The 12,762-nt window shown below is 40.5% G+C and carries 13 protein-coding genes, 1 pseudogene and 1 other annotated feature; of the genes and pseudogenes, 5 read left to right on the top strand and 9 right to left on the bottom strand.

Annotated features, from left to right (window positions below):
* Positions 1-26: 26 nt before the first annotated feature.
* From hisD to hisL, 3 genes are all read right to left on the bottom strand, one after another.
* Positions 27-1,340: a histidinol dehydrogenase gene (gene hisD, locus PSI23_RS06585; RefSeq protein ID WP_273554328.1), complete on the bottom strand. Its 1,314-nt coding sequence runs from the start codon at positions 1,338-1,340 to the stop codon at positions 27-29.
* A 2-nt stretch (positions 1,341-1,342) separates the two neighbouring features.
* Positions 1,343-2,242: an ATP phosphoribosyltransferase gene (gene hisG / locus PSI23_RS06580; protein WP_273554327.1), complete on the bottom strand. Its 900-nt coding sequence runs from the start codon at positions 2,240-2,242 to the stop codon at positions 1,343-1,345.
* A 56-nt stretch (positions 2,243-2,298) separates the two neighbouring features.
* Positions 2,299-2,421 (bottom strand) — a sequence feature (His leader region).
* Positions 2,397-2,444: a his operon leader peptide gene (hisL, locus tag PSI23_RS06575; protein WP_113967449.1), complete on the bottom strand. Its 48-nt coding sequence runs from the start codon at positions 2,442-2,444 to the stop codon at positions 2,397-2,399. (Overlaps the previous feature by 25 nt.)
* Positions 2,445-2,825: 381 nt before the next feature.
* Here hisL and PSI23_RS06570 point away from each other — a divergent pair, with 381 nt between their 5' ends.
* Positions 2,826-3,659, top strand: a complete 834-nt coding sequence (locus tag PSI23_RS06570; protein WP_273554326.1) for an SDR family oxidoreductase — start codon at positions 2,826-2,828, stop codon at positions 3,657-3,659.
* Positions 3,660-3,670: 11 nt separating this feature from the next.
* Here PSI23_RS06570 and PSI23_RS06565 read toward each other — a convergent pair.
* A pseudogene (locus PSI23_RS06565) lies at positions 3,671-3,784 on the bottom strand (glutathione S-transferase); the annotation flags it as partial.
* Positions 3,785-3,999: 215 nt separating this feature from the next.
* On the opposite strand from PSI23_RS06565, the gene PSI23_RS06560 reads away from it, so the two are divergent.
* Positions 4,000-5,205, top strand: coding sequence for a serine hydrolase (locus PSI23_RS06560; RefSeq protein WP_273554325.1), 1,206 nt, complete (start codon positions 4,000-4,002; stop codon positions 5,203-5,205).
* A 77-nt stretch (positions 5,206-5,282) separates the two neighbouring features.
* On the opposite strand, the gene PSI23_RS06555 is transcribed toward PSI23_RS06560, so the two are convergent.
* The 3 genes from PSI23_RS06555 to PSI23_RS06545 form a co-directional block, all read right to left on the bottom strand.
* Positions 5,283-6,590: an HAAAP family serine/threonine permease gene (locus PSI23_RS06555; protein ID WP_273554324.1), complete on the bottom strand. Its 1,308-nt coding sequence runs from the start codon at positions 6,588-6,590 to the stop codon at positions 5,283-5,285.
* Between the two features lie 1,042 nt (positions 6,591-7,632).
* Positions 7,633-8,241 (bottom strand): undecaprenyl-diphosphate phosphatase, encoded by a 609-nt coding sequence (gene ybjG, locus PSI23_RS06550; protein ID WP_273554323.1) that lies wholly within the window; start codon positions 8,239-8,241, stop codon positions 7,633-7,635.
* 498 nt (positions 8,242-8,739) lie between these two features.
* Positions 8,740-9,003 (bottom strand): GrxA family glutaredoxin, encoded by a 264-nt coding sequence (locus tag PSI23_RS06545; RefSeq protein WP_092518862.1) that lies wholly within the window; start codon positions 9,001-9,003, stop codon positions 8,740-8,742.
* A gap of 210 nt (positions 9,004-9,213) precedes the next feature.
* Between PSI23_RS06545 and PSI23_RS06540 the strand changes: the two genes are divergently transcribed.
* From PSI23_RS06540 to rlmC, 3 genes are all read left to right on the top strand, one after another.
* Complete coding sequence (locus PSI23_RS06540) at positions 9,214-9,525, top strand: YbjC family protein (RefSeq protein WP_273554322.1); 312 nt, start codon at positions 9,214-9,216, stop codon at positions 9,523-9,525.
* 81 nt (positions 9,526-9,606) lie between these two features.
* Positions 9,607-10,128, top strand: a complete 522-nt coding sequence (locus tag PSI23_RS06535) for a type III secretion system chaperone family protein (protein WP_273554321.1) — start codon at positions 9,607-9,609, stop codon at positions 10,126-10,128.
* 25 nt (positions 10,129-10,153) lie between these two features.
* Positions 10,154-11,287 (top strand): 23S rRNA (uracil(747)-C(5))-methyltransferase RlmC, encoded by a 1,134-nt coding sequence (gene rlmC, locus PSI23_RS06530; RefSeq protein WP_273554320.1) that lies wholly within the window; start codon positions 10,154-10,156, stop codon positions 11,285-11,287.
* 87 nt (positions 11,288-11,374) lie between these two features.
* Here rlmC and artM read toward each other — a convergent pair whose 3' ends face one another.
* A complete protein-coding gene (gene artM, locus PSI23_RS06525; RefSeq protein ID WP_273554387.1) occupies positions 11,375-12,043 on the bottom strand; it encodes an arginine ABC transporter permease ArtM in 669 nt (222 codons plus the stop codon).
* Complete coding sequence (artQ, locus tag PSI23_RS06520; RefSeq protein ID WP_273554319.1) at positions 12,043-12,759, bottom strand: arginine ABC transporter permease ArtQ; 717 nt, start codon at positions 12,757-12,759, stop codon at positions 12,043-12,045. Before artQ ends, artM begins: the two co-directional genes overlap by 1 nt.
* Positions 12,760-12,762 lie beyond the last annotated feature (3 nt).

Genomic DNA, 12,762 nt, shown 5'->3' with positions numbered 1-12,762 from the left:
TTTATGGTTATCAAACCCCGTGGTTCTCAGTCTGAGTTATTCAAGGCAGTCATGCGTAACGTAACGGCATTTTTGTGCGCGATGAGCTGTTCTGCCTGTGCCAGTGTTTCGATAGTTGGTGCGAGGTTTCTTAACCCTTGAGGAGTGAGCCGCTGAACGGTCATTCTTTTCAGGAAATCAGTCAGGCCAAGGCTGGAATAGGTTGAAGTATAGCCATAGGTAGGCAGAACGTGATTAGTGCCTGAAGCGTAATCTCCAGCAGATTCAGGCGACCAGTCACCGAGAAAAATGGAACCAGCACTGGTAATCTGCTCAACCAGTTGCTCAGGCTGACGAGTTTGAATGATCAAATGCTCTGGGCCATATTGATTGCTGATCGCCACACATTGAGTGAGATCTTCAGTAATAATAATCCGGCTGGCTTGCAAGGCTTGTGCTGCGATCTGCTGGCGTGGCAAAACTGCAAGTTGTATTTCAATTTCACGGATAACTTGTTCTGCCAAGTTTTCATTGGGAGTTACCAGTATTACTTGGGAATCGGGGCCGTGTTCTGCTTGTGACAATAGATCTGCTGCTGTGAATATGGGGTTGGCTCCACTATCAGCGATAACCAGTACCTCAGATGGACCTGCGGGCATGTCGATCGCTGCACCGTCGATCTGTTGGCTTACCTGACGTTTGGCTTCTGTAACCCATGCGTTTCCGGGACCAAAAATTTTGTCTATTTTGGGAACGGATTCGGTTCCGAATGCCATTGCTGCAATTGCTTGTGCCCCACCGATTTGAAATATTTCACTGATCCCACATAGTTGGGCAGCATAGAGGATTTCATCCGCAATGGGAGGAGGTGAACACAGGATGACTTTACGGCAACCCGCAATATTGGCAGGTGTACCTAGCATTAGTACGGTGGAAGGCAAAGGGGCAGAGCCTCCGGGAATATAGAGCCCCACTGAATCTATTGGACGCGTAACTTGCTGGCAGTGAACGCCCGGTAATGTTTCAATGTCAATCTCTGCTGGTTTTTGGGCATTGTGGAACTGACGGATATTGTTCATGGCCTGTTGCATAGCCTGCTTGATTTCTGGCGTCAGGCGAGCGGCGGCGGCATTCACTTCATTTGCAGAAATCTGAATGGTTCCAATAGTTGTTTTATCGAAGCGTTGACTGAATTCTTGTAATGCTTGATCTCCGCGTATTTTTACGGTTTCCAGAATCTGTTTAACCGTGTTGGAAATATCGTCGGATGCGGCAATCGCCGGGCGTGTCAGTAATATTTTTTGTTGTGCTGGCGTGCATTTTTGCCAGCGAATAATGGTCTTAAAATTGGTGTTCATCAAGGTTACTCCATCATTTTTTCAATTGGCAGAACCAGAATGGAACTGGCACCTAATGCCTTGAGCTTTTCCATCGTTTCCCAGAACAGAGTTTCACTGCTGACCATATGCATAGCTACACGATTTTGTGCACCTGCCAGTGGCAAGATAGTGGGGCGTTCTGCGCCCGGAAGCAGGGATATAATCTCTTCCAGTTTGTCATTGGGAGCATGTAGCATGATGTATTTGGATTCTCGCGCCTGAATGACGCCTTGGATGCGGAGCATCAATTTGTCAATAAGCTGTTGTTTGGTTGCTGGCATTTCTCCATCACGCTGGATCAAACAGGCTTTTGAGCGATAAATGACTTCAACTTCCCGCAAGCCATTGGCTTCCAATGTAGCGCCCGTTGAAACTAAATCGCAGATAGCATCGGCAAGCCCTGCTCGAGGGGCAACTTCAACTGAACCATTGAGAAGGCAGGATTTGAAGCGAATGCTTTTTTGATCTAAATAACGTTTTAATAAATGCGGGTAAGAGGTAGCAATGCGGGAATCTTGCAGACATTCCACACCTGTATAATCGCAATCAAAAGGTGTTGCCAGAGAGAGGCGGCAATCGCCAAAATCGAGGCGACGCAATGTTAAGTAGCGAGGGTCTTCTCCTTGTGCCCGGCGAGTCAGTAATTCTTCTTCGAGGACATTTTCCCCAATAATACCTAAATCGACAATACCATCCATGACAAGGCCTGGGATGTCATCATCGCGGACACGCAGAATATCGATAGGCATATTTTCAGCAAATGCAATCAGGCGTTGTTGCTGTAAGTTAATTTTGATACCACAGAGAGCCAGTAATGCTCTGGAGTCATCACTAAGGCGGCCTGATTTTTGAATGGCTATGCGTAAGCGTGTTTTATCTAGCATGTTGTGTTTTATCCTATCTCAGTATTCAGTCAGTAATTAATTCGTAAAAATCAGGAATAAAAAAACCCCCGGAAAATCTTCCGGGGGTTTTTCATCATATTCATGCCACCGGAAGACGGGTCAAATGTCTTCCAGCACACAGCAGCCTGAAAGACTAATCAGGATGATGGTGGTGATGATGGTTAAATTGAATACGATTCATGTATACGAACTCTCTATCTGCGTTTGATGTTATTTTCAGTACTATTTTTCAGTACTATTTTTCATATAACGTTCTTATATAAAGCTGTTTTTTTATAAATCTATTTTTATACAAAACGATATTTATACAAGGGTACGTTGTACTGAATGATACCTGTACGTAACGTTATATTTACGTCTAAGGATTGGTTGCTTGTTGTTTAACCTATCCGATTTTATGTATAAAAAGCAAACTTTTTTTTAAAAAAGATGTTTATTTTGTATTAATGTATTGTTTTTAAATTGAAATATGTTCGGTTGCCATTAAGTCAATATCTGAGTAATGTTAGTCATGGTCACATAATGACCTACGGGTAAAAATGGTATTGCTCTTGGGAGAATCATGGTGAGAAAAGTTTCCATTATTGGATTGGGCTGGTTAGGAATGCCATTGGCCCAAGCATTACAAAGCGGAGGGATGCAGGTTGTAGGTAGTAAAACAACACCAGATGGTGTTGAAGCTGCATGTATGTGTGGGGTAGATTGTTACCTATTGAACTTGGAGCCTCAAATTATCTGTGATGCAGATGCCCTTGACCAACTGATGTCTGTTGATGTGCTGGTTTTGGCACTGCCCGTTAGTGGTGTTGCTGGTGGTAGGGAAAAATATGTACAAGCAGTGCAATTGGTTGTTGATACTGCGCTTGCGTATTCGGTTCCACGGATTATCTTTACTAGTTCAACTTCAGTTTATGGATCGTCTGTTGGCTATCTCAATGAAGATGGACCATTGCGCCCTGAAACTGCATCAGCCAAGGCGTTAGTAGAGTTGGAAAACTGGCTGCATCAACTCCCCAATACATCGGTCGATGTATTACGTCTGGCTGGTTTGGTGGGCAATGGACGTCATGCTGGGCGTTTTCTTACAGGGAAAAAAGCACTCAGGGGAGGAAACAATGCGGTCAATTTGGTTCATCAAGATGATGTTATTTCTGCCATTAAGCTTCTTATTCAACAACCGGAAGGCGGGCATATCTTTAATTTGTGCGCGCCAATACACCCGAAAAGATCGGAATTTTATCCGTTAGCCTGTCATCAGCTCGATCTGACTCCACCAGAATTTTTGCAGTCAGAAAGTGTAGAAATCGAGAGCAAGATAGTTGATGGTAGCCGTATCTGTCGGGTACTAGGGTTTGAATACCAGTTCCCAGATCCCGGCAGAATGCCAATGAGCTAACAAGAAAAAGCTTAATTTATTTCTATCATAACAATTTTTTTAAAAGCAGGTCTTTCGGTCAGTAATTGATACCAGCGCTCTAGGTTTGGCAAGGATGGGCGCTCTACTTCTACGTTTAATGAATTTTTACGACCCCAGATTGTCAACATGGTTTTCTCCTTAATGTCAGAACATTCTTATCTATTGATAATATGACAATAAACCAGTTGGATAACAGAAAAACCTTTACGTTATGGATTGGAGTCTTCTCTTATAACATCCTATATTAATAGAGTTTTTATTTTTCATATTTACTCTGTAGATACGACACAAAGTTGAGTAGAAAAAAGGGCGAGCGACGATGAAAAAAAAGCAGCAGATACCGATAATTAAATCTTTTACTTTTAGCTTGAGTGTTTTCTGGTTGGTAAGTGTCAACGCATACGCAATGGAACAGCCCGCAGCACCTGGAATTGATGCAAAAGCTTATGTGTTGATGGATTATTCTAGTGGAAAAATCTTAGCCTCAAATAACGCGGATGAGCGGTTAGACCCTGCCAGCTTAACGAAGATGATGACCAGCTATGTAATTGGGCAGGCGATTAAGTCAGGGAAAATTTCTATGGAAGACATGGTAACCGTTGGCAAAGATGCTTGGGCTACAGGGAATCCAGTACTTAGGGGATCATCCCTGATGTTTTTGAAGCCGGGTGACAGGGTTAAGGTGATTGATCTGAACCGCGGTATTGTAATTCAATCCGGTAATGATGCCAGCATCGCACTTGCAGATTATGTAGCAGGCAGTCAGGATGCTTTCGTTGATTTGATGAATAAGTACTCGGAAACACTAAAATTGACGAATACTCACTTTAAGACAGTGCATGGCCTCGATGCAGCAGGGCAGTATAGTACCGCCCATGACATGGCTCTTTTGAGTCAGGCTATGATCCGTGATGTGCCGGAAGAATACGCCCTGAATAAAGAAAAAGACTTCACTTTTAACAACATCCGCCAACCTAACCGCAATCGTCTGTTGTGGAATAAAAACATGAATGTGGATGGTGTCAAAACCGGACATACAAGTGGGGCTGGCTATAACCTTGTTGCATCGGCAACTGAGGGGCCAATGCGCCTTATTTCAGTAGTATTGGGTGCTCCCAGTGATCGAGTGCGTTTTTCTGACAGCGAAAAACTTTTGTCATGGGGATTTCGTTTTTATGAATCTGCCACACTGTTGAAGGCCAGTGATACATTGGTGACGGAAAAAGTATGGTATGGGACTCGTTCAAAAGTAGCATTGGGAGTGGAAAAAGATGCTTCTGTGTTAGTTCCCCGCGGACAAACAGGAAATCTGAAAGCGAGCTTTACTCTGAATAACGCTTCACTTGAAGCGCCATTGGCTCAGAATCAAATTGTAGGCACAGTGGACTTTGTGCTGCATGATAAAATCATTGACCAGCGCCCATTAGTAGTTAAAGAAGCAGTGGAAGAAAGTGGTTTCTTTGGACGTATGTGGGATTTCATTGTAAAAACGGTTATTGGTTGGTTTAACTCTATTTTCGGTTAGTAAAAATGCCAGTCACCAAAAGGTTGACTGGCATTTTTTAGGTTCTACCGCCGAAAAAGACAGTACATGGGTTTTGATTACATGACTGAATAAATTGCTGCTGAAATAGCAATTGAACCCGTTACAATAACAAAAATATTGCTTGGTTTACCTGCATATTTGCGCATAGCTGGAACTTTGCTGATTGCATACATTGGCATGATAAACAGGATCATCGCAATAATTGGCCCACCCAGTGACTCAATGATATTCAGGATACTTGGGTTAAGTGTAGCTACGAACCAAGCACTAATTAGCATAAAGAGACTGGTGATACGATTCAGCGTTTTGTGCTGAATAGTTTTTCCTCTAGTGTTCATCATTGCTTTGTTCATAATGCCGTTGAAGCCTTCACGAGCACCGAGATAGTGGCCAAGGAAAGACTTGGTAATAGCAATAAAAGCGATGAGTGGAGCAATATACTCAATAGTTGGTACGCGGAAGTGGTTAGCCAGATAGGACAGAATAGTGATGTTCTGTGCTTTTGCTTCTGCTAAGTTTTCAGGTGACAAGCTTAGTACACAGCTGAAAACAAAGAACATGACTGTCAACACCATCATAATATGGGCATAAGCCAGAATGCGTGAACATTTTTTCTCTGCATGCTCACCATACTCTTCACGTTTTGCAACTGCAAAGGCTGAGATGATTGGAGAATGGTTAAAGGAGAAAACCATAACAGGAATTGCCAGCCACAGGGTAAATAGCAGACCATTATTGCTTGTGGAAGACATGGTATTGCTCAGCGACAGGGTATCAAAGATGGTTGTGTTCCAGTGAGGGATTAAATACAGTGCCAACAGCATTAAAACGGTGACAAATGGGAATACCAATATACTCATCGCCTTAACGATGGCTTTCTCACCGAAGCGGATAATGCTCATCACACCAAGAAGCAATACCAACGCCAGCAATGCACGTGGAGGAGCATCTATTTGTAGCTGATGCACAATAAAGCTCTCTACCGTATTGGTCAGTGCAACGCTGTATACTAGCAGGATAGGATAAATGGCAAAGAAGTAGAGGATCGTGATCAGGAAACCTGCAACTTTACCAAAATGTTCTTCTACTACGCTGGTGATATCTTCACCGCTGCTTTTACCTGATAAAACAAAACGACACATTCCACGGTGGGCAAAAAATGTCATGGGAAGCGCAAGAATTGCCATGATAATGAGTGGAATCAAACCACCGATACCAGCATTGATGGGGAGAAATAAAACGCCGGCACCAATCGCTGTGCCATATAATCCCAGCATCCATACAGTGTCTGATTTACGCCAGGTAGTGTAATCGCTTTTGCCGGAAGCAGAGGATGCGATCGAACCTGATTGAGATGTGTCCATAAATATCTCCGAAATAACGCGGTAAAGTAAAATTTAAAAACTGCTAAACCCGCACATTAATTAAATGCGCGAGTTGGATTTTTTTATATGTATAAGTTGTCAGATATTGCGCTGGTGTTTATCTAAACGTCTTTATTACTACATGATTACTACATTGTTACTACTACATTGTTATTACACTATTATTACATTAATAAGTTGACTAAAATCTGTTCATCTAAAGCAATGGGTTTTGCCACTCATCTGCTTTGTTTTTTTGATTCCTAAATCCAAAAACTTAACCACAGACTTTTGATGGGGAAAATATAGTTATTTTCAGTGAAATGTACCGTGATCACTCTCGCAATTGCAAGATTTATATAGAAAATGAAGGTTGTTATAAATATTTGTCTAAATGTTGATTAAATATTAAATAAAATAAATCTCAATCTCTGTTAAAGGATGTATGATTATTTTTATTTTAAACTCTAATACCTATCTGATTTTCCGTTCAGTGATATTTATATATTAATGAGTGCTATTTTTTGGTGTTAGCATGGGCTCAAATTGAATTATAAATGTCAATATTTTTATCTTTCTATATTTATCGGTAATCTGTGTTTGATTAACTAAATGATAAATAAGGTAAATTATTCTTTTCGTCTTTGTTTTATATGGCATTCTATCTTTAGATGAAAATTTGTTTTTATTTATTATTCATCGATAAGGGTTTAAGAATAAGCAATTTTTTCGTGTGAGGTTATTTCATTTATTCTATGTTTATGAAGAGATGGTAATCATTTATTAGGTTATATATTGTTAAATATAATGAAGGATTTTATTCTGATATCTAAAGTTACCATAAGTGGTAAATTTAATGTTAATAACTTGTTTGTTGTTGTGATGATATATTTAGTCATTTTGTTAACTGTATGCAGCCATATCAGTGACACCAGCCGCATAATCATTATAGATATGTGGCTGGTGCATAGTTAACCATGTACTTGAGAAACCTGTTTCTATGCCGCTATTTGAAATCTATTGAGGCTGTATTGGAGTTTGATTAATTCCTTATCCATCCTTTTTTGATAAAGAATGCACCGCAGAATTGGTAAAGCTGAATTAGTTTGTTTTGTAAACGTTCTCCATATTGTTTCCAAAGTATTTGGGAAAAGGCACATCCTAACAAGCTTACTAAAAATGCGCCTACCATATCTATTGGCCAGTGAACCCCCACATAGACACGGGACCAGGCAATTGCACAGGCAATGAGCATTAAAAATAAACCTGACCAAATCCGATGCCAAAATATAAATGCCAGGGCGAAAGTAAAAACTGCTGTGCCGTGGTTACTGGGAAAAGATTCCGTAGGAGCGTGGTAGAGAACGTTATAGCCAAAACCTTCAACAAATGGTCGGGAATGTGGAACAATTGTTCCGATGATATAGGAAGCAGTTATGCCAAAGGCAAAAGCAATGCAAGATTTACTGACAACTATGCGTTGAGAAGCAATAGCCCTTTCTTTTCCCCAAAGCCAACAAGTGGCTAATGTGATGGGGTAAATAAATACGCAATATTTCGCTATAAAGATGGCAAGCGAGATCATTACTGGTGGAGAATCTGGTGTTGCGTTGATAAACGTAAACAGATTGTGGTTAAGTTGTTCTAGCAAAGTAAGCCTCATAAGCGAGATATTATGCAAACAAGATGATTCTATTTTATCAACTTATTGTTAAAAACAGTAATTTTACAATATATAACCTATAAAAAAAGAGAATCATATGGATTCATAACTTTATTTAATGCTTGTTGATATTGCATAAGTCAATAATATATAGATTGTGATAGTAATGAAAGGTAACTTCTATCCTGCACGTAACTCGTAACCAGCATTGTGAACAACAAAAAACCCGATAGTCTTTAACCAAAGTGGATGACTATCGGGCTCCTCAATATGGGGACATCAAAGAAAAGCAGTGGCAATAATTAAGACTACATTATGATGTGAAAGTTCTCATCCTTGAGAAAAAAATCACAAAATTTTTTCAAGAGGATGGAATCTTTTTCGAAGGGTAGTATGGTTAAGGTTACCGCTATCCAGTAGGGATAAGGCTTATGGCTGGATAGCGGATTTTAAACGCCCGATTTTCTAGCTAATTATCTGGTTCAGTTATTTGTATAGTTCCAGATTTTCTTTGGCATAGGCTTCGAAATCTGTGCAACCACCGATATGTTTCTCGTCAATAAAGATCTGAGGAACAGTTTCAACAGGTTTGCCCACTGTTTTTGATAAGTCGTCTTTGGTGATGTTTTCGGCCCAGATATCCACATAGCGGTAATCAAAATCGTCGCGCTCTGTTTTTAGTTTTTCGGCTAGCTCTTTAGCGCGAACACAGTATGGGCAACCAGGGCGGCCAAAAATGACAGTATACATACAAACTCCTTAGTGGTAATGATCATGAACTTTATAGAGTGTCATCTGGAGTAACTATGCCTGTAAGTATTAATAAAAAAAAGCAGGAATTACCTTTTATTGTAATTAGCCCTGCCAATAAGTGGGCTCAGGTATGATAGGCTTACTATAATTTACTGAAGTTTATTGAGTAATGGAAAACCTATTTTCCAGACTGAAACAGGTTAAAGAATGAATATTAACCCATCAAAAGAGATGCGCTCATTGGCTGACATGCCTAAGTTAGTCATTTTATTGGAAGTATTGGGAATTGGTCTATTAGTTCTGGCTTACTTGTCGATAACTGATAGCATAATTTTATCACCTTTATTAATGACGACAGCAGCGCACATTGCTATGATCTTATTGGGTATCGGTTGCTTGATACCGGCAGCTATCCATATTATCTGGCGTGCGGTCTATAATCTTTCCTTTTTGGGAATCGATCATAAGAAAGCGGATAAAAATCATCAGATTGTCACTGATGATGAAAAAATAAAATAGATTAATTATTGTTCGTTATGCTACTTGCAGGGGGCCCTTTAGGTAGCATGTATAACTTCTCTGTCATATGAGGTTAATTCGATGGATTCTATGGTTATTCCCGATTTGTCAATTTTGCGCACGTGGCTTGAACAACTCAAAATCTCTTATTTTGAGAATGATTCAGGCTCAGTCTTGCATTTGCCTCATATGCAGAATATTGATGGCCTGTTTGATGCCAAGATCGATCTGTTGGGGGATGTAGTATTGTTTTCTGCTCTGGCTGAAGTTAGGCCAACTGCGATAATTCCACTGGTTGCTAATTTAAGTCAGATTAATGCCAGTTCCCTCACTGTAAAGGCATTTCTTGATATTCAGGATGAAAACTTGCCTAAGTTGATTGTTTGTCAGGCATTCCCAGTTGCTGCTGGAATGACTTTTAAACAGTTTTCCAATTTTATACAGCAAGGTGAAGAGCAAATTGCTAATGTGATTTTTGAGATTCACAGCAATAATCTTCTCTATGTCAATCATGATATGGAAAGTGAGATGGAAATTGAGGTGGAAGTTGAAGATGAAGATTCTTTGGCCTCGACGGAAACATCAACATTTACTTTGCACTAATATTTTTTTGATACGGTTTTTTACAATGCAATGTGTGCAGTATACCGCGGGGCATTGTCACTCCTGCCAGTGGCTCGATAAGTCCTATTCACAGCAATTATCTGATAAACAACAACATTTAAAACAACTTTTACAGGAAGCATCAGTAGTACATTGGCTATCGCCAGTGATCAGCAAAACGAGTGAGTTTCGTAATAAAGCCAAGATGGTAGTAAGTGGTAGTGTTGAACGCCCATTGCTTGGCATGTTGCATCGTGATGGCAGAACGGTGGATCTTTGTGACTGTCCGCTTTATCCAAAATATTTTCAGACAGTATTTGCAGTAATAAAAACATTTATCGCCAGAGCTGGTTTGGTTCCATACAACGTTGAACGTAAGAAAGGGGAATTAAAATATATTCTTCTGACAGAAAGTCGTGCTAATGGTGAAATGATGCTGCGCTTTGTCTTGCGTTCAGAAAAAAAATTGGCTCAGTTGGAGCGGGCTTTGCCTTGGTTAAAGGAACAGTTGCCACAAACAACAGTGATTTCCGCTAATATTCAACCAACCCACATGGCGATTTTGGAAGGTGAAAAAGAAATCATTTTTACTGAACGCAAAATGTTGATGGAAGTTTTTAACAATATTCCGCTGTATATTCGTCCACGTAGTTTTTTCCAGACGAATCCGAATATTGCTTCAGAACTGTATGCGACAGCTGGGCGTTGGGTTAGGGAATTGAGCATTAGCAGTATGTGGGATCTGTTTTGTGGTGCTGGTGGTTTTGGTCTGCATTGTGCAGATAAAAAGACTAGGCTGACGGGTATTGAGATCAGTGAAGAAGCGATTAGTTGCGCGAAAAGTTCTGCTGAAAGCCTTGGATTAGAACAGGTGGACTTTCAGGCGCTGGATTCCACCCATTTCGCCCTTGATAAATCACAAATACCTGAGTTAGTACTGGTAAACCCTCCCAGGAGAGGAATTGGCAAGGAGCTCTGTGAATATCTGAGCCGGATGGCACCAAAATTTATTCTTTATTCGAGTTGTAATGCTCAGACAATGGCGAAAGATATAACTATGCTTAAACAATATCGAATAGAGAAAATTCAGTTATTTGATATGTTTCCTCATACCGAACATTATGAAACATTGGCATTATTAGTTCTTGATGTAAATTAATAATTTTATTTATATTATTACCCGTGATAATTTATTGTTATCACGGGGTAGGGAAAGTAAAATCAGGTTATTCAGTACGGAGGTTGATTAATTTCGATGCTCAAATAATAAGGCTCGTTGTTCAATCATACGCATCAGCAGTGTCAAAAGACCATTTATGCAGAGGTAAATAATACCTGCAGCAACAAATACCGTTACATCATAACTGTGCCCGAATTGGAGCTGACTATATCCCATTATGTCTAATAGTGTGATTGTACTGGCCAGTGAAGTGCTCTTGAAAATCAATACAACTTCATTGGAATAAGAAGAGAGCGCTCGCTTAAAAGCATAAGGTAACAGAATGCGCATAGAATGCGCGTTGGACATACCAAGAGCTTGGCAGGATTGCCATTGTCCCGCAGGAATTGCTTTGACGGCCCCGTAAAATAGCTGGGTTGAGTAAGCTGCGCTATTTAATGCCAGTGTAACCATTGCACACAGCCACGGCTCTGACATAAGTTTCCATAACCACGGATATTCTTTGATTGACGGAAATTGCCCCGGCCCATAGTAGATCAAAAAAAACTGAACGAGGAGTGGGGTTCCGGTAAATAGGGTGATATAGCCTTTTATCAATTGAGAAAGCACAGGCAATTTCATGGTCAGAATCATGGTCAGGACAATGGATAGCATGAATGCAGCCAAAAGTGCAGAGAAAGTCAAACTGAGGCTGGTTTGCAAACCGGGTAAAATTTCCTTGATATGCTCAAACATCATGTAGCACTCCGTTCAAAATGGGTGGTGCGTATTTCAAACTGTTTGAGAATAAATTGGCTGATCAAGGTAATGATCAGATAGATCGCAGCAACAATCATATACCATGTGAATGGTTCCTGAGTTCGGGTTGCAATACTTTTTGTTTGTAACATTAAGTCATTAACACTAATTAATGAAACCAACGCAGTATCTTTTAACAAAACTAACCACTGATTACCCAGTCCTGGTAGTGCATGGCGCCACATCTGAGGCATAATCAAGCGAAAAAAGATACGACTTTGGTTCAATCCCAGAGCTTGTCCAGCTTCCCATTGCCCTATTGGAACTGCTTTCAATGCTCCCCGCAGCGTTTGTGAAGCATAAGCGGAATAGAGCAAGGACAGAGCAATAACGCCACATAGGAAAGGACTGACATTAAAATTGTCAATTTCCAGCTGTATTCTGAAGTGCCAGACAATAAGATTGATATCAAAACCGTCGGACAGCATAATCAGAAGTTGTGAGCTTCCAAAATAGATGAAGAGAACAACTAAAATCTCAGGTAGCCCTCGGATCAATGTGACCCAGCAGGAGCCTAAAAACGCGATAGGTTTCCAGCGAATGGATTCCCATGCAGCAAAAAGCATTGCCAGAATTAAACCGATGACCAGCGAAGAAATAGCAAGGCCGACGGTAATTCCGGCGGCACTGATTAAAGATTGAAGTTCATTCATTGG

This window comes from Xenorhabdus yunnanensis, assembly GCF_028598805.1.
Lineage (GTDB): Bacteria > Pseudomonadota > Gammaproteobacteria > Enterobacterales > Enterobacteriaceae > Xenorhabdus > Xenorhabdus yunnanensis.
This window is presented reverse-complemented; position numbering and strand designations above follow the sequence as displayed.

Excerpts from the sequence above, each read along its gene's own strand:
- hisG (WP_273554327.1), bottom strand. The coding sequence starts at position 2,242 with ATGCTAGATAAAACACGCTTACGCATAGCCATTCAAAAATCAGGCCGC.
- artQ (WP_273554319.1), bottom strand. The coding sequence starts at position 12,759 with ATGAATGAACTTCAATCTTTAATCAGTGCCGCCGGAATTACCGTCGGC.
- PSI23_RS06545 (WP_092518862.1), bottom strand. The coding sequence starts at position 9,003 with ATGTATACTGTCATTTTTGGCCGCCCTGGTTGCCCATACTGTGTTCGC.
- PSI23_RS06540 (WP_273554322.1), top strand. The coding sequence starts at position 9,214 with ATGAATATTAACCCATCAAAAGAGATGCGCTCATTGGCTGACATGCCT.
- artM (WP_273554387.1), bottom strand. The coding sequence starts at position 12,043 with ATGTTTGAGCATATCAAGGAAATTTTACCCGGTTTGCAAACCAGCCTC.
- PSI23_RS06560 (WP_273554325.1), top strand. The coding sequence starts at position 4,000 with ATGAAAAAAAAGCAGCAGATACCGATAATTAAATCTTTTACTTTTAGC.
- rlmC (WP_273554320.1), top strand. The coding sequence starts at position 10,154 with ATGCAATGTGTGCAGTATACCGCGGGGCATTGTCACTCCTGCCAGTGG.
- PSI23_RS06535 (WP_273554321.1), top strand. The coding sequence starts at position 9,607 with ATGGATTCTATGGTTATTCCCGATTTGTCAATTTTGCGCACGTGGCTT.
- PSI23_RS06555 (WP_273554324.1), bottom strand. The coding sequence starts at position 6,590 with ATGGACACATCTCAATCAGGTTCGATCGCATCCTCTGCTTCCGGCAAA.
- PSI23_RS06570 (WP_273554326.1), top strand. The coding sequence starts at position 2,826 with ATGGTGAGAAAAGTTTCCATTATTGGATTGGGCTGGTTAGGAATGCCA.